This is a genomic window from Pedobacter xixiisoli (assembly GCF_900215335.1).
Classification (GTDB): domain Bacteria; phylum Bacteroidota; class Bacteroidia; order Sphingobacteriales; family Sphingobacteriaceae; genus Pedobacter; species Pedobacter xixiisoli.
The window spans coordinates 35,061-58,932 of the sequence record NZ_OCMT01000002.1 but is presented as its reverse complement, the minus strand read 5'-3'; the positions used below and the strand labels follow the sequence as shown (position 1 = coordinate 58,932).

The 23,872-nt window shown below is 39.6% G+C and carries 15 protein-coding genes and 1 pseudogene; 15 read left to right on the top strand and 1 reads right to left on the bottom strand.

Going from position 1 to position 23,872, the window contains the following annotated elements; genetic code table 11:
- Positions 1-293 precede the first annotated feature (293 nt).
- The 12 genes from CRO54_RS06215 to CRO54_RS06160 all read left to right on the top strand — a co-directional run bounded on the left by CRO54_RS06215 (position 294) and on the right by CRO54_RS06160 (position 18,930).
- The gene (locus CRO54_RS06215) at positions 294-1,664 is read left to right on the top strand and encodes a PAS domain-containing protein (RefSeq protein ID WP_138765765.1); all 1,371 of its coding nucleotides are present in this window, start codon (positions 294-296) and stop codon (positions 1,662-1,664) included.
- A 203-nt stretch (positions 1,665-1,867) separates the two neighbouring features.
- Complete coding sequence (locus CRO54_RS06210) at positions 1,868-2,455, top strand: RNA polymerase sigma factor (protein WP_097130029.1); 588 nt, start codon at positions 1,868-1,870, stop codon at positions 2,453-2,455.
- A gap of 133 nt (positions 2,456-2,588) precedes the next feature.
- A complete protein-coding gene (locus CRO54_RS06205) occupies positions 2,589-3,791 on the top strand; it encodes a FecR family protein (RefSeq protein ID WP_097130026.1) in 1,203 nt (400 codons plus the stop codon).
- A gap of 194 nt (positions 3,792-3,985) precedes the next feature.
- Positions 3,986-7,375: a SusC/RagA family TonB-linked outer membrane protein gene (locus tag CRO54_RS06200; protein ID WP_097132286.1), complete on the top strand. Its 3,390-nt coding sequence runs from the start codon at positions 3,986-3,988 to the stop codon at positions 7,373-7,375.
- Positions 7,376-7,387: 12 nt separating this feature from the next.
- Positions 7,388-8,821 carry a SusD/RagB family nutrient-binding outer membrane lipoprotein gene (locus CRO54_RS06195; RefSeq protein WP_097130024.1) on the top strand — a complete coding sequence of 478 codons (1,434 nt, stop codon included), beginning with the start codon at positions 7,388-7,390 and terminating at the stop codon, positions 8,819-8,821.
- Positions 8,822-8,833: 12 nt separating this feature from the next.
- Positions 8,834-10,132: a DUF5689 domain-containing protein gene (locus tag CRO54_RS06190; protein ID WP_097130023.1), complete on the top strand. Its 1,299-nt coding sequence runs from the start codon at positions 8,834-8,836 to the stop codon at positions 10,130-10,132.
- Positions 10,133-10,151: 19 nt separating this feature from the next.
- Positions 10,152-11,519, top strand: coding sequence for an IPT/TIG domain-containing protein (locus CRO54_RS06185; protein WP_171047842.1), 1,368 nt, complete (start codon positions 10,152-10,154; stop codon positions 11,517-11,519).
- Between the two features lie 187 nt (positions 11,520-11,706).
- Entirely contained in the window at positions 11,707-14,634 is a 2,928-nt protein-coding gene (locus tag CRO54_RS06180; protein WP_097130019.1) for a phospholipase D-like domain-containing protein, read from the top strand.
- Between the two features lie 8 nt (positions 14,635-14,642).
- Positions 14,643-15,554, top strand: a complete 912-nt coding sequence (locus CRO54_RS06175) for a phosphodiester glycosidase family protein (RefSeq protein ID WP_171047841.1) — start codon at positions 14,643-14,645, stop codon at positions 15,552-15,554.
- 84 nt (positions 15,555-15,638) lie between these two features.
- Positions 15,639-17,036, top strand: a complete 1,398-nt coding sequence (locus CRO54_RS06170) for a Gfo/Idh/MocA family protein (protein ID WP_097130015.1) — start codon at positions 15,639-15,641, stop codon at positions 17,034-17,036.
- A 5-nt stretch (positions 17,037-17,041) separates the two neighbouring features.
- On the top strand, positions 17,042-17,983 hold the full coding sequence (locus CRO54_RS06165) for a phosphodiester glycosidase family protein (RefSeq protein ID WP_097130013.1): 942 nt from the start codon (positions 17,042-17,044) through the stop codon (positions 17,981-17,983).
- Positions 17,984-18,006: 23 nt separating this feature from the next.
- On the top strand, positions 18,007-18,930 hold the full coding sequence (locus CRO54_RS06160; protein ID WP_097130011.1) for a sugar phosphate isomerase/epimerase family protein: 924 nt from the start codon (positions 18,007-18,009) through the stop codon (positions 18,928-18,930).
- Positions 18,931-19,678: 748 nt separating this feature from the next.
- On the opposite strand, the pseudogene CRO54_RS06155 reads toward CRO54_RS06160, so the two are convergent.
- Positions 19,679-20,353 (bottom strand): annotated as a pseudogene (locus CRO54_RS06155) (arsenic resistance protein); the annotation flags it as partial.
- 45 nt (positions 20,354-20,398) lie between these two features.
- On the opposite strand from CRO54_RS06155, the gene CRO54_RS06150 reads away from it, so the two are divergent.
- From CRO54_RS06150 to nhaA, 3 genes are all read left to right on the top strand, one after another.
- The gene (locus CRO54_RS06150; RefSeq protein ID WP_240775044.1) at positions 20,399-20,830 is read left to right on the top strand and encodes a sensor histidine kinase; all 432 of its coding nucleotides are present in this window, start codon (positions 20,399-20,401) and stop codon (positions 20,828-20,830) included.
- Positions 20,827-21,522, top strand: a complete 696-nt coding sequence (locus CRO54_RS06145; protein ID WP_097130009.1) for a LytR/AlgR family response regulator transcription factor — start codon at positions 20,827-20,829, stop codon at positions 21,520-21,522. The genes CRO54_RS06150 and CRO54_RS06145 overlap by 4 nt, the downstream gene beginning before the upstream one ends.
- A gap of 941 nt (positions 21,523-22,463) precedes the next feature.
- On the top strand, positions 22,464-23,819 hold the full coding sequence (gene nhaA, locus CRO54_RS06140; RefSeq protein WP_097132285.1) for a Na+/H+ antiporter NhaA: 1,356 nt from the start codon (positions 22,464-22,466) through the stop codon (positions 23,817-23,819).
- Positions 23,820-23,872: the final 53 nt, after the last annotated feature.

The window sequence follows — 23,872 nt, the reverse complement described above, 5'->3', positions numbered from 1 at the left end:
ATTTAGCGTTGTTTGATAAGTTCATTTACTTTCAGTAACAATTGATTAATATCAAAAGCGTACACACGCATTCGCCCCAGATTGCCAGCCAGTACCAGGAGGTCTCTTTCCGCTGACATTAGCATTAATGCTAGATGTCTGGTCTGATGATATGCCTTGAGTTCCTCATAAAATTGAGTGCCTGTTTTATAAAGCCGCGGATGCGCACATGAAAAACAAGTTGTGATAATTGTACTATATTTACGATGGTACGATGATTCCGGTAGTACCGTAAATTGGATATACGAAACACAATGGACACAGGGGAAATATTAGCAGGTGGTGGTGGATATGAAGCCTATCAGCGCAGGATAGCGAATATCTTGGAAAGCTTTACCGATGGTTTTTTTGAGGTCGACCTGCAATGGAAGGTGACCTATTGGAACCGTCAGGCCGAAGTACTGCTGGACCAGCCTAGGTCTGGTGTTTTGGGTCGTAACCTATGGGAAGTCTACCAAGATGCGGTGCCGCTGAAGTTCCATACCGAATATCACCGAGCTGTGGAGGAGAACATTTCAGTCAGGTTTGAAGAATACTTTCCTGCCAGGGATAGCTGGTTCGAGGTGGCTGCATTTCCTTCGGGCGAGGGACTTTCGGTATATTTTAAGGACATCACTATGCGGATACGGTCGATGGAACAATTAGAGCTAGAGCGGCAGAAATACAGGGACCTGTTTAATTTCAGTCCGGTACCGCAGTGGGTATATGACCAGCAGACTTTCCGCTTTTTGGATGTTAACAGGGCCGCCATCAGCACCTACGGCTTCTCCAGAGAGGAATTTATGCGGATGGGGCTGGCGGATATCAGACCGGAAGAGGAGATGGCTAGACTTGTAGAATTGTTGGCCGATCGGCCGGTATCCGATGTTCCGCACTGCTCTTTAGCGCGCCATAGGAAAAAGAATGGGGAGATTATGGAGGTGTGTGTACAGGGAACTTCGATTGATTTTCAGGGAACTAGTGCCCGTTTGGTCACTGTGGTCGACCGTACAGGGGAAATCGCAGCCCAGCGCACCATCCGCGAAAGCGTGGCCAGGTTTGATATGGTTTCTAGGGCCACTAGTGATGTGGTCTGCGACTGGCACATGTCCACTGATGAGATACTTTGGAATAGGGGAATTACTGGTATCTTCGGCTATGATGTGCAGACGACGAACCTAAAGTGGAGGATCGATCGCATCCATCCAGAGGATCTTTTCAGGGTAAGATTGTCCATTGCAAGGGCGGTTCGGAAACGCGAAGCCCGATTGCAGCTAGAATATAGGTTCAGGCATGCCGATGGCAGCTATCGTACGGTGCTTGAAAGGGCACTGATCAGCTTTTCGTTGCAGGGGGAAGCCTATAGGTTAATCGGCTCGATGCAGGATATCAGCGAACGGATATCCCACATCAGGAAGATCGAGGCACAGAACGAGAGGTTGAAGGAGATTTCCTGGATCCAGTCCCATAGGGCAAGGGCGCCGCTGTCGAATATCATGGCACTGGTCGAGCTGATCGATTGCGATATTCTTAATGATCCCGAAAACCTGGAGGTTGTCGCTAAACTAAAGGCAGAGGCAGTGGAGCTGGACATCGTTCTGAAGGCAATCATCAACCATACTTCCTCGGGTGAAAGGGGTTCTTAGCTATGGGGTGATTTGCTAACATTCATTTAATGCCTGCTTAACATGTGATCAGCTATTTTTGTACAGACGCATTTTATTTTGATTTTTAAATAGTTGCAGCTTATTGTTGATTGGTTTTCTTTTTATTACTTTTACTTAAGTGTTTTGTCTAAAAAGAAAGTAAACATAACAATTAATCAGTAAGTGTAATCGATAGCAGAGCGATGTATTCTTTTCAGACTTTATCTATAGAACAAATTAAAGGTTTTCGGGAAGGAAGTGAAACTGCATTTCGAGAAATATATGTACATTTTAGTCCCAGAATTTACCGTTTTGCCTTCAGCTATTTAAAAGGAAAACAACAAAGCGAAGAAATCGTACAGGAAACATTCCTTGCCCTTTTGGAAAACCGTCTAAAATTTGAACAAAGCAGAGCGCTTGAACCTTATCTATTCACCATTGCGAAGCGCCTAATTCTCGACCAGTTGAGGAAGGTAGTTAATACTAAAGCCTTTAAAGAGAAGTTGTTAAATACCATTTCTGATCAGCACAATGAAACCGAAGAGCGGATTGTTTTTTCTGATCTGTTGGTTTTTGCAGAAAGTGCCATTGATGAACTACCGCTACAGCAACAGACAGTGTTTAGATTGAGCCGTGTAGAAGGACTTTCTTATGATGAGATAGCCGAACGCTTAAATCTATCGAGGAATACGGTTAAAAACCATCTTATGGTAGCTGTTAAAAAACTAAAAAATCGCTTCAATAATCAAGAAATGATCTATCTGGTATTTCTAATGAGTATTTATTTTTAAAATTATTTATCTGATTATCAGTGTTTTGAAATGTATTTGTCAAATAGGTGTCAAGCCGACTAGTACTATTCTTCTCCAAGAACGTATTCCTTGCATAACACCGTAATTTGCGGAACTAAAAACCAAATCAAACTTGAAAAATAACAGACTGCAATTTCTTTTAAAATTGCTGGTTGATCATGAGATTAATGAGCAGGAGCTCGAAGAGCTTGCTAGTTTGTTGTCGCAACCTGATAATGAAGAGGCAATTGATGCCCAATTCAAAAATACTTGGGATAATGTGGGTGCTCAAGAAGAGCTAAGCGAAAGTTTGTATAGCAAAATCACTGATCATCCTCGTTTTTCAGTAGCTCTCCATCAGGAAAAAGTGCCGAAAATCAAACCGAACCGTATACTTAACTTATGGTACTATGCTGCCGCAACAGTTTTAGTCTGCTGTAGTGTTGGATTAGGGATCTACTTCTATCAGTCTGGCGTTGGTCATCCACAAAAGGCTATACGCATGCAGCATGCGCAGCTCTCAGGTAAATCAAAAAAGGAAAAGGCTTATGTTACCTTAACCCTTTCTAGTGGTAAAGAACTAGCTCTAGATGAGGCTGCTGTTGGTAAAATTGTGACGGAAGATCACGTAGTGATCACAAAAAGCAAAGATGGTCAATTGGTTTACGATCTCAGTAAGACGGTAGATGATGGCAACTTGGCCTACAATACGATTACCACGCCAGTAGGCAGCAATTATCAAGTGGTATTGTCAGACGGGACCAAAGTATGGCTTAATGCAAAATCATCTCTAAAGTTTCCGGTTGTATTCAAAGGTGCCGAAAGACGGGTAGAGCTTTCAGGAGAAGCCTATTTTGAAGTAGCCCATAATAAAAAGCAGCCCTTTTTACTGACAGCTAAAGAGATGAACGTACAGGTGTTGGGCACACATTTTAATGTATCAGCTTATGATGATGACCAAACCGTCAAAGCAAGTTTATTGGAAGGGACAATCAAAGCTAATTACAACAACGCATCATTGTTACTTAAACCTGGACAACAGGCCTTACTTAAAAATCAAGTTGGCTCCTTAACGCAACATAGCTTCGATGCAGATGAAGTGATGGATTGGAGAAATGGTTATTTCATCTTCAGAAATGAACCTATTAATGAAATTATGAAGAAAATAAGCAGATGGTACCATATTGAAGTAAATTATCAAGGCCAATTAAGTAAAGAGGCATTTGGTGGAAAATATTTAAAGAGCAATTCGCTCACCGAGCTATTGAGTAGTTTAGAATTAACGGGAACAGTGAAATTTAGAATCGAAGGAAGGAGGGTAACCGTAATGCAATAATCATCCTATCCAAAACGGTTACAAAAAATCAGGAGAGCTTGGACCCTCTCCCGATTATAAAGCAAAAGATGCTTTCCGGTAACTAAACTGAAACGAGAAGAGACAGATTAATTAAACCCGTATTTCAAATGTATAAAAATTATACTTCTTTACTGCGTAGAGTTTTCTACGAGCCCAAAAAAATATTGCTAGTAATGAAACTCATAATTGTTTTATTGACCGCTTTAGGTTTACAAATGGCCAGTGCAAGCACTTTTGCCCAAGTAAGCCTAATTAAAAATAATGCCAAATTGGAAACGGTGCTGGCCGAGCTGGAAAAGCAAACGGGTTATAATTTTATTTATAACTCTGGCATGATCGCAAAGATCAACAACATTAGCGTGTCTGTTAAGAACGTAACGCTAACCGAAGCGCTTAATAAGGCATTGGAAAACCAACCCCTAAGTTTTACCTTGAACGGAAATACAGTGGTAATTGTAGAACGGAAACAAAACCAGCAGTTACGTATAACGGGTACGGTAGTAGATAAGGATAATTTGGCCATTCCAAATGTATCGGTAACTGTTAAGGATACGAAAGTGGCTGAAATGACCAATGCCGATGGAAAATTTGCGATTACTGTACCCAATGGCAATGCTATTTTAGTGTTTAATTTCTTAGGCTTTCAGTCTACGGAGGTAAAAGTGGGTAGCCAGACCAACTTAAAAGTTTTGTTAAAGGAAAATATCGAAGCACTTAATGAGGTAGTGGTAACCGCACTGGGTATCAAAAGGGAAGAAAAATCTCTAGGTTATTCGGTTACACAAGTTAAAGGCGAAGAGTTAACAGATGCTTTGTCTAACAACTGGACCGACGCCTTAACTGGAAAAGTGGCAGGTTTAAACATGATCAAATCTGGCGGTGGCCCGGCAGGTTCTAACAAAATTATTTTAAGGGGTGAGAGTTCTTTAAGTGGCGATAACTCTGCACTCATCGTAGTAGATGGCGTGGTGGTAAGTTCTAAGATTTCCGAAGGGAATGGCTCTTATCTGGGTTCCGAAAATCCGATAGACCACGGTAACGGTATTAGCGATCTAAATCCTGAGGATATCGAGAGCGTATCGGTACTGAAGGGTCCTGGTGCGGCAGCGCTCTATGGTTCTAGGGGATCTAACGGTGCCATCATTATCACTACAAAATCAGGTAAGGAGAACCAGAAAGGTTTGGGGATAACTTTTAACTCCAATGCCGTTTTTGGTACCATTAATCGTTGGCCAGATTTTCAGTACGAATATGGCCAAGGCGCCATTGGTAGCGATCAATATTATTCTTGGGGAGCTACAGAAGATGGGCCAAACACCAAAAATACTGGAGGCGCTTGGGGTCCCAAATTTGATGGACAGGAATATTACCAATGGGATCCTAATTTGTTAACTAGAGGCACCGAAAGAACACCTTGGGTACCTTACAAAAACAATAGAAAAGATTATTTCGAGGTTTCGCAAACGTTAACTAATAGTCTTTCGGTAAGTGGAGGTAATGCAAAGACCACCGCTCGTTTAAGTTTTACCAACCTGACCAATAAATGGATTGTGCCCAATACCGGCTACGATAGAAATACCATTGCCTTAAATGTATCGCAAAAAGTGAACGATAAGTTGATGATATCAACTAAATTAAGTTATAACAACAAATTTAGTGACAACTTGCCATCTACAGGATACAATAACCAAACCGTAATGTACAGTATGATTGGGATGGTGCCCAATGCCGATATCAATTGGTATAAACAGTATTGGATACCAGGTAGTGAAGGCTTAAAGCAAATCAGACCGTTCGCAAACGGATTGGACAACGTTTATTTGGCTGTTTACGAAATGCTGAACAAAAGCAACAGAAACCAATTAATAGGTACCATTAGCGCAAATTATGAGTTCACAAAAAACCTTAACTTGATGGTAAGGAGCTCCATAGATTGGGCAGCGGAAGGTCGGTCACAGCAAAAACCTAAAGATGCTGCAAGGTTTCCAGAAGGGATGTTCCGTACACAAGATATTGACCAAAAGGAAACCAATACGGATTTCTTGTTAAATTACAAACATAAAATCGGCAAAGATATTGAAGTTTCTTATTCGGCGGGCGGATCTTTGATGATCAATAAATACAAAATGGTATCTTTAAGTGCCGATAGGTTAAGGTATCCGGGTATTTATACTTTTGCCAATGTACAAGATAGGGTAGAAGCCAATTCAAGAACTATCGAATATGCCGTAAATAGTTTATATGGTTTGGCACAATTTGCCTATAAGGACTATCTTTTTTTAGACGTAACAGGTCGTAACGACTGGGCTTCTGTATTAGCATCAGAATTTTCTACAGAAAACGTTTCGTTTTTCTACCCATCGGTAAATTTAAGTGGTTTGGTTTCTGAAATGTTCAGTTTGCCAAAGGCAATCTCGTTTTTCAAGTTAAGAGCATCTTGGTCGCAGGTTGGAGGCGGTGGGGTAACCCCTTATTTAACAGGATACAATTATATTTCTAAGGCAGCTTACTCATCAGGTATGGCTAACCCAACTTTTATCGCTAATGAAGATCTACAAAATGAGCTGTCTTCGACGCTAGAGTTCGGTGCAGATATTCGTTTATTTAAAAGTAGGTTAGGTTTAGATGCCACGTATTACAGAAGTAATATTAAAAATCAAATCTTAAACGTGCCATTAGATAGGGCTACAGGTTACAACTATAGCGTAATGAACTCGGGTTTGGTGCAAAATAAGGGGATAGAATTGGCATTAAACGGCGTGCCGCTAAAATCTACAAAAGGGCTAAATTGGGATGTTGCTATCACTTTTGCCGCTAACAGAAATAAAATCGTTTCGCTTGCAGATAGTGTTGATAATTATGTGATGCAAACTGGTCCTCGTGGATCTATGGAAGCCCGTGTGGGTGGTAGAATGGGCGATTTGTATGGCTTAGGTTATTTGCGTAGTCCTGATGGGCAAATTATCTACAACTCACAAGGTTATCCAGTATTAACTGAAGAAGCTTTTTACTTAGGTAGAGCAACACCAGGCTTCAATTGGGGCTTTTCTAATAATTTTAGATATAAGCAATGGCGTTTAAAAGTGCTGGTAGATGGGCAGTATGGAGCTGTAGCTTATTCTCATACACACGCTGCAGCATCTGTAGCGGGTAAATTAACCAATAGTTTGCCAGGTAGATATACGGGCATCATTGGTAAAGGTGTACAACAAAATCCGGATGGAACATTTAGACCTAACGATGTAGTTGCCCAACAAATAGGTACGTATTACAACGAGCATTTTAAAGCAGACAACGTAGAGGCCAATACCTTCAGTACCGATTTTATCAAATTGAGAGAGCTGAGGTTAGATTATACCTTGCCAGCCAAGTGGATGAAAAAAATTAAATTTCAAAAAGCAGTTGTCGGTGTTTACGGTAGAGATTTATTCGTTTGGAGCGATTGGCCAGCTTACGATCCCGAGTTTGGTACACTTGGCAATAGCGATATCCAACGTGGGTTTGAGGTGGGACAGTTTCCATCGACCAGAAATTTTGGAGCAAACCTATCATTTACCTTTTAAAGAGTATTAGCGATGAAAAAAATTATATCAGCATTAGCAATTACAGTAAGTTTAGCGTCTTGTACTAAAGATTTTAAGGAACTAAACACCAGTAAAGATGGCGCAAAATATACCACTCCCGAAACCTTATTGGGACCGGCAGTACACGATGTGCTGAAGAGAAACCTCAATAGGTGTTTGAGGTTAACACACGAGTTAATGCAGGTACATGTAACCCTTAACGACGGAGACGAGATACACCGCTATGTGATAAGACCACAGGAATCTGATTACATGTGGAACAATTGGTACCTGCAGTTAACTAATATTAGAGATATCTACAAAGGTGGGGATGCGATAAACAATAATGCTTTTATGGGCATTTCTTTAGTGTTAGATGCTTGGGTATCTTCTTTAATAACAGATGTTTACGGAGATGTGCCTTATTTTGATGCCAACAAGGGCAGAGAGGGGTTTTTGCAGCCGCGTTTCGACAAACAAAAGGATATTTATGAAGATTTGTTCAAAAAGTTAGAAGAAGCCAACGAACTGTTTAAAACAGCCACACTAAATGAAACAGAGGCTAAATTAGATCCTATTTATGCCGGTGATTTGGCTAAATGGAGAAAGTTTGGTAACAGTCTTTACTTAAGATTGTTGTTGAGGGTTTCGGGTACGGGAGAGTTAGGTGCAGCAGGTAAGATATTGGACATAGTTGAAACACGTAAAACTAATTACCCAATTTTTACCAGCAATAACGACTCTGCTATTTTAAAATTCCAAACTACGGCACCATATTTATCAGAATTTGCCGAATACCGTGATTTAGATTTTTGGGTTAACAACAGCTTGGGCGAATTTTTTATTGATAACCTCAACGAATGGAATGATCCCCGTCGCGACAAGTGGGCCACCAAAAAAGACAATGCCTTTGTAGGTATACAGAGTGGTTATCCGGTTGGGCAGATCCCTGCACCTCAGTCACAGTACAACAAAAACCTGATGACAGAGCCACTTTTGGGTAACATTATCAATTACCCAGAGCTCCAATTTATCTTAGCAGAGTGTGCCCTAAAAGGATATATTCCAAGTGGCGATCCAAAAGCTTATTACGAAGCTGGCGTAACTGCCGCTATAACCATGTGGGGACTTACTGTACCTACTGGCTATTTAACAGACTCAAGTGCACAGTGGTATAGCGACGATGATAATGATCTAAAGTTGCAAAAAATTATTCTGCAAAAGTATTACACCTTATTCTTTACCGATTTCCAATCATGGATAGAGCATCGCAGGACAAGCTTTCCGAAGTTGCCTCAAGGTTTCGGCTTACAGAACGATCGAATCATGCCAACCAGATTGAAATACCCAGTGAATGTACAAAGGGTAAACCAACAAAATTATTTAGCAGCAGTGGCCAATATGGGCGGTGACGATATGAAAACTAAAGTGTGGTGGAATAAATAGGTTAAATTGAAAATGAAAAAGAACTTGAAAATATTTATAGGCATAGCTTTAGTAGCGCTGTTTTTGGTATCATGTAAAAAGAACGAAAATGAAGCACTAGGAACGGTAAGTCCAATAGTTGGCATTGGTTTCGTTAAAGCGTTGCACAACGGGGATGATGTAAACCTCGTTAAAGAAAAAATAATGGGAGCTACCCAGGTTGCAGGTCTAGTAATTTCAGATAGAAATAGCGGGAATTTCGACGATAAGGAATTTGTGTTACAGAATACCGATAAAGGCACTACAACTGGTTTGGTAATTAAGCTTAACGATGTAAATACGACGATTAGCTATGGAGATTCGGTTAAAGTGAATATCGAAAACGCCGTATTAACGAGAGAGAAGGGTGTAATGAAGATTAGAGGGGAAGGTTTAAATCTTGCAAAAGTAACTAAGGTTTCTTCAAATAATACGCTTAAGCCCATAGTGCTAACGGCCACACAGCTATTTTCGCAGTTTTATACTATAGAGAGTACGTTAATACAGTTAGATAATGTTACCATTCCCAATTTAATTGGCGGCGAAGTTTTTGGCGGTGAATACAGGTTAAGTGAAAACTTAAGCATCTCCTTATTCTTAAATACAAGCGCCAATGCAAACTTTTCACAAAAATTTGTTCCCATGGTAGCTTCTTTTATCGGAGTTCCAACATATTACAATGCAACGTCTGATTATTATAACACCGCAAAATTACTTTTTAAAATGCCTAATGAAGATGCTGTATTCAATCAGACAGGTTCGGTGTATTTGAATTTTCCTGAAGATTTTGAATTAGCACCTGCCAGTTCTAAATCGCAGTTTATAATGCCGGCGATAAACGATAAAGTAACTTTTAAGACTGGAACTTGGAGACTTTATCAAGGCGTAATTGGCGATAGGGTTAATCTAGATAAATTTAATCCCTTAGGTAAACAAGCAATTAGGTTACAAGAACAGCTGTCTGAAGCTGCCTATTTGGAAATGGATTTTGATTTGCCCAACGGCGCATCGCAATTAACCTTTTCTTATGCTGCTGCAAGTCCGCAATCGGGTACAGCTGTGGCTAGTAGTTTCAACCTAGAGTATTCTCAAGATGGCGGTGCTACTTGGATTCAGGTTGGTGACAACATGAACAGCGATGCTGTACTTGCCAAAGAAGCATCTTTCAGTCTAAACCTTACAGGGGCCGTTAGGTTTAGGATCAATAAACTAGGCTTAGGGCTTAATGGGGCCGTGATAAAAAATGGTTTATTAAACATAGATGATTTTAAAGTTTATCAAAATGTCGATTAACAATATTAATTCAATACACATGAAAAAGGTATTATATATTTTCTTGGCAATTGCCTTAGTGTTTACCGCCTGCAAGAAAAACGAATCGGATAGTGCACCTACAAATCCTTCTATTTCGAGTATTGTGCCTGCTGTGGCTATGGCAAATCAAAGGGTAACGATAAAAGGTAAACGCTTTTCAACAACTACAACAGACAATATCATCAAATTCTCAGGAGTTAGCGCCGAAATAGTTTCGGCAACAGAAAGCGAGTTGGTAGTGGTAGTGCCTGCCAATGGTAGCACAGGTAATGTAACTATTACCGTGAATAACAAGACTTCTAAGGGGCCAATATTTACCTATGGATCAGCTGATGCCGCAGCAGAATTTGAATACATTACTTCAACTTATGCTGGCTCTGGAATAGCGGGCAACACTTTGGGGCCATTGCTAGAAGCTCAATTTACCACTTTAGAGGGCGTAGCACTTGATGAAAGTACTGGTGATTTAATCTTGGCTGATAGGGGTAATCAAATCATTAAAAGAATTAAGAAAAATGGCACAAAAGTAGAATTGGTGTCGGGTATCAAGGGAGTTGGCACGGTAAATGGAACTTTAGATATCGCTAAGTTCAACAATCCATACAAAGTGGCCGTAGATAAATTTGGTAATATTTATAGTGTGGACAATGGTGGGGCAAGAATTAGAAAAATTGATATTGCAGCAAATTTGGTTTCAACATTTGCTGGGCCGACTGGTGCTACCGTAACTACCGGATTTCTTGACGGTGCTAGTACTGCTGCTAGATTTAATGTCCCTATAGATGCCGTAGTGGACAACAATGGCAATGTGTATGTAGCAGATGCCAACAACAGCGCTATTAGAAAAATTCAGCCCGACGGAACGGTTAGCACCCTAGTTGGTGCTGGACCATCCCAAAATGCATTGATAGACGGCTTTTGGCCTAACGTACGATTGAACAGGCCATCGGGGATATGTTTAGATATAGATGGTATGTTGTTGGTGGCCGATAGATATAACAATGCTATTAGAAAAATTAACCCAAATACAGGTAAGACAACTACAGTTGCTGGCACAGGTACTGCCGGGTTTAAAGATGATGAAGCTTTGAAAGCAACTTTTAATCATCCATTTGGAATACACGCAGATAAGCATAATAACATTTACGTTACCGAGTTAAACAACAGTGCTGTGAGAATGATTACGCCACAGGGAAGTGTGATTACGATTGCGGGAAATGGTACAACTGGATTTGCGGAAGGTAAACCTGGTACATCTCAATTCAATAACCCTACAGATGTGACGGTAGATGATGATGGAAACATCTTTATTGCCGATATGAGTAATAACCGAATACGAAAAATCGTAAAAGTACCCAAACCTTAAGAGATCAAAAATCACTAGCGGCTGAATTTACTTTGGCCCTAGTGATTAAAATTACCAACAAATAATGTCATCCTTATTTAAGGCAACGCAATCGCTTTGTCTAAAAAAACTCGAAAATCAAATCTTAAAACACAACCAAATCGGTCTTTTAGATAGCTAATAGCCCTAAAACAAAAAGCAAACATATATGAAAAAAAATCTACTAAAACTTAGCAGTTTGCTGCTGCTGCTAGTGTTGCAACTCGTTGGCACTAAAGGTAGCGCCCAAGTAAATATTTCGTTCCCAGAGGTGGCTTTTACCGATGTAAAAAGTATTGCGAAGGGTAGCTCGTCGTCGGTAATTATGAATAGGTTAATTGCATTGGTAGACAATACACCTGCTGGCGAAAGCATCTATATTTCTATTTACATGATCAATTATCAGCCTTTAATGGATGCTTTAAAAAATGCAGAAACCAGGGGGGTAAACCTTCACATTATCGTAGATATGAGCCGCTCTGATCCGCAGGTAACTAATGCAACTTCTTTGCCCTGGTTGCAAAGTAATCTCGCCAACTCTGAGATTATAGTAACCACTAATGATGTGAGTACAAATGCCATCAACCATCACAAACATGCTTTATTTTCTGGTGTAAATACTACTTCCGGATTAGTTTCCAATGTTACTTTCCAAACCTCACATAACTTTACCAACTCAGATATGGGCAAAATTCAGGATGCCCTTATTTTTAACGAAGCTGATATTTATCAAGTATTTTTGGCGAATTGGAACGTGATGAAACAAAACGCCAGTTCGGGCATGCGCCTCAATTTTGTCTATACTGCGCATGATTTTGCTGCAATCAACACCAAATTAGCATTTTTTCCTCGCATTGTTGCTGGTGTATACGATGGGGGTGACAATATTCTTGAAAATTTAAATGCCATCACGGATGTGCCCAATGCAAAGATCAGAATAGCCATGTCAGACTGGACAGACTCCCGCCCAGCCATTGTAGATAAATTAATTGCTTTGCGTAACCAAGGTGCCACCATTGAGGTTTATGCCAAAGATGCTGCAGGTACACAAACCAAGGCCAAACTTAACCAACTCAAAACTTTAGGGGCAACGGTACGCATCTTCAACCTATCTACTGATGGGCAGGCGGTGTTTAATATCCATGCTAAAATGATGCTGATTGAAGGTACTTGGAATGGCCAGCCTAATGTCAAGGTGATCCTAACGGGATCACACAATTATACTGATGGCGCTTTAAAAACCAATAACGAGGTTTTGGTGACCTTAATCAATTCTCCACTATTTAACACTTACGATGCGTATTTCAATTCGCTAAGTGAAGTACTGCCTACTTTGCAATTGCTGGCATGGAACTTTAATACACTTAACACCACGGGTAGCGAGATAAGTAACTTATCCACGCAAACTTCTGGCGGGTTATTTAACGCAACTTTGCTAAGGGGTACAGGCTTTAAAGTTAACGGTTTGTCAAAAGGCATGGGGTCTGTTAAAGATCAGGTAAAAAATACCACCATCAGTACTACTCGAGCCATGGCCGTGGCCAATGAAGATTATTTTGAGTTCAATGTAAGCCCAAAACCTGGTAAGAAACTTATTTTGAATAATTTAGAATATGTAGTGAGAAGGTCGTCTACGGCATCGCCTAAGACGGGTGCTTGGATGTACGTGGTAGAAGAAAATGGCGTTAAAGGCGCCTTGCAAACCATTAGTACTGCCGATATTACCTTTACTAACGGGCCAACTTTAAGTGCTGGTTTTCAACAAGCACCTATAGATTTGTCGCAAGTTCAAGAACTCCAAAACATCGGCTTCGGAAAAAAAGTATATTTAAGATTGTATTTCTGGGGCGCAACAACCCTAACTTCAACTTTTGGTTTGGGCCCTTACGGTGTAAATAACAATAGTAGCGTAATATTAAATGGCGATGTAATGGAAGACGATGCCAGCGCTGGAAAGATATTGGCGGGTTGGCAGTTTGCTACATCTAATAACGGAAGCAATGCAGCAGGCAACGAGCTCGCTTATGCCGCTAGCACTACGGTTGGTATAGAAAATACAACAATGAGTAGAGGTGCTGGTCTGAAAGAATATGAATTGGTAAGAGGTTTTTCTTCAGTTCCAGAAGTACTAACTCCTGATAAGCAAGCGGCAGTTGATGGGAATAGTTACCTAGAATTTAAGCTAAAGCCAAAGGCAAATTACACTTTAACGCTAGCTACATTGTATGCAAAAATGAGAAGGAGCGCTAACGGAGGCGCAAAATCGGCATTCAGGTGGATGTACAGTGTAGACGGAACCAATTTTACGCCACTAGGCACTAGCGATGACGAATTTGTAAACAACTATACTGAAGGCTTAGATCAGCCAAGTATCGATCTATCTGGCGTTGCTGCATTGCAGCAGTTGCAAAACAATCAAGAGGTTACATTTAGGCTATACGTCTGGGGTTTTACCGCTGGGGTGGGTACAGGCACTTTCGCCATTGGTAGGTCTAAAAACGGTTTTGACGACGCATTATTCATCACTGGAACTGCTACTTATAATGACCCTTTGCCAGTAACGCTCACCAAATTTGAAGCAAAGAAAACCAACAGTGCAGTAACCTTAAGTTGGACAACGGCATCAGAGCAAAACAATTCGCATTTCGAAGTGCTAAAATTGGCAGATGGAATTGGTTGGAACGTGTTAACCACTGTTAAAGGAATCGGCAATAGCAATCAAGTTCATCGTTATGCGGCTCATGATACCCAACCATTTTTAGGAACTAATTATTATCAGCTTAAACAGGTAGATGTAGACGGTAAAAGTACGCTTTCTAAGGTATTGGTTGTAGATTTTAAATTGGCTGACGTTACCAAGCTTGCTGCAAGTTATCGCTCTTCGGTATTGACGGTTAACACCAACGGTTTTAGCAAAGGCAATGCTAAAATTACGCTATATGATATTACTGGAAAAACGCTAGCGGCACAGTCGCACTGGTTTGAAAATGGCAGCAATACCATTTCAATTCCAGCTAGTTTGCAAAGTGGAGTTTATGTGTTAACGGTTAGCACGCCAACCGAAAGAGAAGCTATAAAAATCTTAGTTCAGTATTAATGATTGACATGAAAAAATGCCATTGGCTTTTCGCAATTTTATTTGTACTTATTGCTTGCAAGGGAGAAGTTACCGTCCCACAAAGCGAACAAAAGCCTGCTGTAAATCCGGTTGTTACCGAAGAAAATAACCTTCAAACCGTTCTCACCAAAAAGACTACCCTTATTGGGAGGGTAGTTCTTTTTCAAGAAAACGAATTGGTAAAAGGGGTTACAGCGGTAAAGTTAGCTTACGTCGATAAAAATGATTTGCCTATGGCATTGTTTTTCTTTAAGGTTGATTTAAACCAAAAGCAATTGGTTTTAAAACCCTTAACCCCTAACGGAAGCGAAAAATATGACATGCAGCGCATCCCCGATATGATAAACACCAGCGCATTTGCTGGGCTTAAAGTGGTGGGTGCGGTAAATTCCGACTTTTTTAACACCAGCACTGGCGAACCTAGAAGTATTGTTTACCTTAATGGTAAGCCGGTGAGAACCATTCTGCCCGAAATTAGAAGTTACTTTGGCCTAACACAGGGCGGAAAACCTTTAATTGGAGATCATTCAGTATTTACACAGCAGCGATCCACCATCTATGATGCCCTTGGGGGTTATCATCGGCTCATTAAACAGAGCTTACCGATAAAGCAAACCGATGTAAGCGTACATCCACGTACGGCAGTAGGTTTTACCGCAAACCACATCGTTTATTTTGTAGTGGCCGATGGTAGGAACAGTAGCTATTCTAATGGTTTAACGCTAACACAATTAGCAGAAATAATGGTTGCACTAGAGGTAAAGGAAGCCATTAACCTAGATGGCGGTGGATCTTCCACTTTTGTCGTTAACCTCCCAAAAACTGAAGTACAAAATAAGCCTGCTGATGGAAGTCCTAGAAAAGTAGCTAATGGCTGGGCAATTTGCGTAAAAGATTAAGTTAGGTACGCTCGTGGCATAAAAACAACAAAATTTACGCTACGCCCTAGCTTTAAACGATATACTTATAGTTAATTAAATACAATGAATAGGAGAAATTTATTAAAGACCCTGAGCATCACTTTAGGGTCAACTATGATTACCACTAAAGTAATTGGGCAAATTGCCGAAGATACTTTTGTTATTGATGATGCCCCTGCTAAAAAATATCAGCCAATTAAAAAGGCCATTACTGTAATTACCATAGGGGCGGGCAACCGTGGCACCGTTTATGGTACTTACGCAGCAAACAACCCTAGCGAAATGCAAATTATTGGCCTTGCAGAACCAAATAAGTACCGAAACGATAAGTACGCTGCACAGCACGACATTATAGCCGAAAATAGATTTAATACTTGGGAAGAGGTTTTTGAACGCCCTAAGTTTGCAGATGCCGTGATCATTTCTACACCAGATAACCTGCACTTTAAGCCATGTATGAAGGCGTTAGAAATGGGCTACGATGTGTTGCTCGAAAAACCCATAGCACCTACAGAAAAAGAGTGCCGGGCTATTTTGGAAATGGCAAAAAAAACCAATCGCATTGTTGCTGTTTGCCATGTATTAAGGTATGCTCCCTATTTTGTAAAGATGAAGGAATTGATAGCTAAGGGAGCCATTGGAGAAATAGCAAGTGTACAACATCTTGAGCCTATTGAGCATTTGCACATGGCGCATTCTTATGTAAGAGGAAACTGGCACAACGCTAAAACTACCACACCCATTATTTTAGCAAAGTCCTGCCACGATTTAGATATTATCAGATGGGTAATTGATAAACCGAGCGAACGTATCGTAGCTATGGGTAATTTAAAGTGGTTTCGTAGCGAAAATGCACCAAAAGGTAGCACCAACAGGTGTACCGATGGGTGTGAGGTGGAAAAAGAATGTCCGTACTCTGCGATAAGGCATTATCACGATCAAAGAAAAAGAATAAATTATCTCGATATTCCGCTAAACGGCATCAGTAAAGTAGAGCAAGGAAAGCTAATTTTGGAAAAACTGAAAACCAGCAATTACGGGCGTTGTGTGTATAAAATGGATAATGACCAACCAGATCACTATGTAACCAGTATTCAATTTGCAGATGGTGTTACAGCAAGCCTTTCTATGGAAGCCTTCACGTCTTATGCTGGTAGAAGAACCCGTATAATGGGGGCTATGGGCGATTTAGTGGGAGATATGAACGAATTGACGTATACAGATTTTAAAACAGGAAAAAAAACAACTTTCATACCTAAAGCGGTAGACGTGGAGGGCTATAAAAATGCAGGTCATGGTGGCGGCGATATGTTAATGGTAAAGGATTTTGTACAGGCTGTTGCACTGCAGGATCCATCTCAGCTTTCTTCAGATATAAGCGTTTCTATTGAAAGTCACGTAATGGGCTTTATGGCTGAAAAAAGTAGGTTAAATAACAAAATAGTTGATATTAAACTTTAAACATCATGCTTAAATCAAAGATAAAAATTGTGGCGATGTTCATTGCTTTTGCTGTAGTCTCTTGTCAAACGTACCAGAGCGTAACCCGCAAAACCAGCGGTAAGAACGAGTTGTTAGACCAAAAAGACTGGAAAATAGACACCTTGCGAAAAGATGTAATTTGGTATCACTATGCCTCTACAACCGACCCCGAATTTGCCAACCAAAATGTAAATGTGGTTAGTTTTGATCCAAAAGCTAGACTTGGCCATGCAGTGCTAGCTTACGAAAAAGAGAAAGATTCGCTTTCCGTTTTTACTAGTAAAATACCAGGTTTGCTTGCCGGTATCAATGCCACTTATTTTATTGAAAAAAAAGACTCCGCAGATTATATGCACCTGCGGTTGAAAGGAAAAGATTTACAGCAAGTAAAAGTGCCGAAATCAAGCATCTACTGGTGGAAACACCAAGGCATGATGACTTTTAATAATGACGGGACACAATTTGATATTCAGTTCTCTCCGGAAGACTTTGCTACAGTGAAGTCGGAGAATATTATTACCGGCGCACCTATGCTGATTGCTAATTACAAACCCATAGGCTTAACGTTTGCTGACACCAGTGGCTTAAATTTAGATTTAAAAAAACTGCATTATGAGCATTATTTAAAGCATCAAGGGGTACGCCATCCACGTACGGCTATTTCGGTAACCGAAGCTGGGAAATTGCTATTGATTACCGTCGATGGTAGAAATGCTGCAGCCAAAGGCATGTCGGCCAAAGAACTGACAAAGTTCTTGGTACGCTATTTCAATCCAAAATCGGCGATGAACATTGATGGCGGAGGTTCTACCATGATGTGGATTAAAGGACAATTGCCTAACGGTATTGTCAATTATCCTACCGATAACAAAAAGTTTGACCACTACGGGCAGCGTAAAGTAGAAACAGCCTTATTCATTAAATAATAATAATATTAATCGATAAAATCATGTTCAAAACGACAATAAGTATCTCAAAAATTTTAGTTCTTGTCTTCATCGTCACCTTTAGTATCCCAGTTCGGGCACAGCAAAAACATCGAATTGGCTTTTCTATTGGTGCCAGTGCGCTTACCAAGAAGAAATTGCAACAAATTAGCGATGCTGGTATCGATTGTATTGAAACTGGCCTTACCGCCTACATCAACAAAGAATCACTAACATTTACCTTGCCAGAGGGCGAAATGATGAAAAAGATGAGGGAGCTCAAACAGGCTGCAAAAGAAACCGGCGTAGAAATTTGGTCTATCCACATGCCTTACGGTAAAGAAATCGATATTTCTTTTGTGGAAGAAGCTCGTCGGCAAAAGGTCGTGGCATTTCATCAGCAAGTATTAAAGTATGTGGCAGTTTTAAAGCCTAAAATCATTTTATTCCATCCTAGTTATTATCTAGGATTAAATGAAAGGGAAATGCGCATCCAACAATTGATAAAATCGGTGCAAGAATTGAATACCGCTGTAAAAAGTATGAAAGCAACCATGGTATTAGAAAATATGTTGGGGCCAGCATTATTGGTAAGCAAAGGCAATCAGGAACGACCATTATTGAGAACTGTAGAAGAGTACCTTACAATATTTAAACTGTTGCCTGATGATGTTTATGCTGCGGTAGATTTAAATCATATTGCCCAACCAGAACAATTGTTACTGGCGCTGGGTGCAAGGGTAAAAACGTTACACGTGGCTGATGGCGACGGCAAAGCAGAAAGACATTACTTTCCTTGTGATGGTAAAGGTGAAAATGATTGGAAAGCAATTTTTAAAGCATTGCAAACCATTAACTACAAAGGCCCTTTTATGTATGAGAGTACAACAAGGGGGTTGGGGAGTTATCGAGATTGCTATCATGAATTGAGCAAATTGAATAAATAAGCCAGACCTAGCTATTAACAATGGTAAAAGAAATTTGGTGTCGTAAAGCCTCCTCTTAATGCTAAGACACCACATGTTTTTTTACTGGATTTTCTGGAGTTATACTATTTCTTATTATAATTTGATGCTGTTGTAAATTTGTTATCGCTTAGGGTTAGTGGACAAACCAAAAAGTTAGACCCCAAGTTGCCAATTGAAATACTGATTGTAAATTTCTGATGATGAGATTTATATAGGTCGTTCTATTTTTGGTAAGACGGAGTCAACCGGTCGTGGTTATCCATCATCAAGTCTGATTCTAATTTAAAAAGGCTTTTCCAAGTATCTACATCCATGAGTGGAATCGGAACTGTTACGGCAATTGAAGTCATATTTCCACCAACTAGTTCAAAAATATTCGTGACGCCAAGAAATTTGCGTGCTACGCTTGTATGGTACCTTTTGAACACTAATCAGGGACCAGTCTTCGTGGAAGACTGCGAGTGTCCCACAAAGCTAATAAAAGGGTAAAGGCGCTATTGCACATGGCTGCTATTGCTTCATCGATAAGTGGCGATATGAAGCGGTATTTTGAACGAAAGACAACTCAGGGCAAAAATAAAATGAGTGTGGTCAATGCCGTAACGAACAAACTGATCCAGCGCCTATTCAGCTGTATAAAAGAGGATGGGCTCTACTGACCAAGGGATGAAATGCAAGTTGTTTCGCTAATTGTAGGAGAGCCAAACCAGCCATTTTCAGTAATTGTTTAACCATAATACTTTTTTCTGAACCAGAAAGCGAGGTTTACCAATGCAATAAGTGCAGGTACCTCGACCAATGGCCCGATTACCCCCACGAATGCCTGACCGGAATTGATACCAAAAACTCCGATACCTACCGCTATGGCCAGTTCAAAGTTATTACCAGCAGCAGTAAAGGCAATGGATGTGCTCTGCGAATAGTCAGCGCCCATTTTTTTCCCTGCAAAAAAGCTGACGATAAACATAATTGCGAAATAGATGACCAGCGGAACAGCTATGCGGACTACATCCATTGGTATCTGTAAAATAAGTTCGCCTTTAAGACTGAACATTACTACGATGGTAAACAATAGGGCAATCAGGGTTATTGGCGAAATAAATGGCACATATTTTTGCTGGAACCATTGCTCGCCCACAAGTTTGATCAGCGCATAACGGCTGATTATCCCTGCGGCAAAGGGAACACCCAGGTAAAGCCCTACACTTTTTGCAATTTCGGCAATGGTAATGTTTACCGCCAGTCCATCAATACCAAATAGCGGTGGAAGTACGGTAATAAAAACATAGGCATAAACGCTATACAGCAATACCTGAAATATACTGTTTAGTGCAATCAGACCAGCTGCGTATTCCCTGTTACCCTCTGCCAGTTCATTCCATACCACCACCATTGCGATGCAAAAGACCCTAAAAAATCCCAAGAATTAATATTGAAACTTTCGGATATGATGCGTTACAGCATTTATGAAGGAGAAAAAGATACGGTTACCATTCAGGAAGAAATTGATTTTTTGAAAAACTATATCGAACTCCACAAAATGCGTTACCACAAAGAGATATCCGTTGATTTTATTTGTGCTGTTGATGAAAACCGAAAAGTTGTTCCTTTGCCGTTTATCATCCTTTTGGAAAACGCTTTCAAACACGGCGTAGAAAATTTGAGGAGGAACACTTATATAAAAATGAGTTTAGTTTCTTCTAAAAAAGAAATTTGTTTTACAATTGAAAATAATTATGAAAAAGTAGAAAACCAATCAGGCATTGGCTTGAAAAATCTGAAAAGAAGATTAGAATTAATTTATCCAAATCAACACGAATTGACTTTTTCAATCACAGAAAATGTATATCAAGCTCAACTAATTTTGAAAAAATTATGATTAGATATTTAATCATTGATGATGAACATGTTGCTCACGACATCATAAAAGGATATTGTGATTTATTGCCGAATATGCAGTTAATGAAAAACTGTTATGATGCTTTGGAAGCATTTGAATATTTGAATAAAAATGAGGTAGATTTAATTTTTTTGGATTTGAATATGCCCGTTCTAAAAGGTTTTGAATTTTTAAAGACTTTGAAAAATCCCCCAAAAGTAATCGTAACAACTGCCTATCAGGAATTTGCCTTGGAAGGATATGAGCTGAATATTTCGGATTACCTACTTAAACCCTTTGGTTTTGAACGTTTTTTAAAAGCCATCAATAAGGCGTTTGATAGTTCTGTTAATCACAAAATCGTTTCTTCTGAAAATAGTAGGGTTTCAAATCGGATTTTTGTTCAAAGCAACAAAAAGCACATTCAACTGGAAGTTGAAAGCCTACTTTATATTGAAGCAACCGGAAATTATACCAAAATAGTAACCACAGCTGAAACCATTACAATTCGTGAAAAATTCTCGTCATTTTTGGGAAAATTGCCTAAAGATGAATTCGTACAAGTTCATAAATCTTTTGCGGTTGGTAGGAAACATATTCAAAGCATTGAGGGCAATTTAATATTTATCGCAGATTTTAAGATACCTATTGGCAAAATCTACAAATTAAATATTGCCCAGTTGTTGAAGTAGTTTCTATATTATAGTCTTTATTGCCCTTGCTGCTTAAGTTCAACAAGACCAATGAATGCAATAATGATGATTTCAATTAAAAAATAGGTTGCTCCTAATATTGTAAGGAAAGAAAAATATCTAATCAACAGTCCTAATATCAAGAGGCAATAAAGTAAGTTCGCAATACCGATAATCCTCATAAAAAGTGCCCAATTTTGTTTTAAAGAAAATAGCAAGTGATGGAATAAATACAAAGAATACTTGCTGTTACAGAAAGATAAGTTAATACAGATTTGGGCATTCCAAAATATCGGTCCAGATTTCGTATGACTACGAATAGGAAAAACGCGTTCAAAAATGCGCCAAAACTATCAATAAGAAAATTGTCCTTTGTTTTTCAGATAAATTATTGATTAACTTATTTATTTTTACTGTATTTACTCTGCAAAGTTTATTTTCACTCTTTCTCGTTAAATTTAATAATATCAAGTGTCGTTAAACTATCTATTCAATTAAAAACATATGGCTAATACTTAAATATTTACAAAAGCTTTTAAAATCCGTTCTTCTTTGATGATTCATTTGTTAAAGATTTGAAATTATAATTTGCACCATTAATACTGACTTTCAAATATAAGCTACACCATAATTCGACAATATCTTTCATCACAGATTGTCCAGCAAACTACCTTGTTGATAAAACCTCTCACCTAATCGTCTAAGGTAGTTATTGGTTTATTAATGGTGATTTAGATTTGCGGCATAGGTGCAATAATTAATTGCCTACTCGCTATGTTCAATGACCTCTTTTACGTACATTAATGTCTTTCCTTTTCTTCAAAAAATCAATAGCCTATAATCAAATTGGCATTCTAGTAGATTTATTGGAATCAAAGGGGTATAACATATGTATTCTGTATATTTGGCGAGTAAGTCAATGCATCAAAACGTTAATATCTATGTCAGTAATTAAGCCGTCGCCTATAGAAAAAGTAGCTCGCCCAATACAAAAATTCATACAAAATGAGAAAGCGGGAGGTATAGTATTAGGAATAAGCGTACTTATTGCTTTGTTCTTGGCTAACTCTCCCTGGTCTAAACAATATCACCACTTGTTTGAACATAAATTGGGCTTTCAGTTTGATGGCAGGGATTATTTAAATTATAGCCTACATCATTGGATCAACGACGGGCTAATGGCTATCTTCTTTTTTGTGGTTGGTCTGGAGCTTAAAAGGGAGATCGTAGCAGGCGAACTATCCAATCCCCGCAAAGCAATGCTGCCGATTTTTGCTGCCATTGGCGGAATGATCATCCCGGCACTTATTTATCTGATGTTCAATGGCAAGGGGGAGGTACAAAATGGCTGGGGTATTCCCATGGCTACGGATATCGCATTTGCTTTGGGCGTACTTTATCTCCTAGGTGACAAAATTCCTTTGAAGTTGAAAATATTTTTGACGGCATTGGCGATCGTGGATGATCTGGGAGCGGTCTTGGTCATCGCATTTTTCTACACTTCGGATATTTCCATGATCAATTTGGTTGTTGGCGTATTATTTCTTATTTCAATGTACGTTGGCAATAAATTGGGAATAAGAAATACTTTATTTTATGCTGTTCTAGGGATCTGTGGCGTTTGGACATCATTTTTGTTATCTGGCGTACATGCAACAATCGCAGCTGTATTGGCGGCATTTACCATTCCTGCCGATGTTAGGTTGGGTGAGAGCTTCTACGTACAGAAAATACAGAAATACCTGGGGCTGTTCGAAAATGCCGATAGCAACAATCAGATTGCAACGCTCACCAACGAACAATTACACGTGCTGGATAATATCAGTGAAAGTACCGATCAGGTCATCCCGCCCTTGCAAAAATTGGAACATGCGATGCATCCGTTCGTCTCTTTCATTGTCATCCCAATTTTTGCACTGGCAAATGCTGGTGTTGCTGTACTGGATATTGATATTGCTGAACTTTTCAATACGAATGTCGCCATTGGGGTGGCATTGGGCTTATTGATCGGTAAGGTTATAGGTGTGGTAGGCTTCACGGTTATTGCCGTAAAATTAAGAATTGCCCCATTTCCCGAAGGGATGAGTATCAGAAATCTTCTTGGGCTCGGGCTATTGGCTTCGATCGGTTTCACCATGTCGTTATTTGTAACTTCACTTGCATTTGTGCACGAGGAATATGTTACGCAAGCTAAGATTGGGATTTTCGCAGCTTCTATCATTGGAGGAGTACTCGGATATGTAGTATTGGCTAGGCAAAGCAAAAGGAAAAAATCAAAACCATATAATGAAAATTGATAGGGAAGACATAACTCCTTTAAAAAGCGGGCTTGATCTTTTCCGACAAAAGT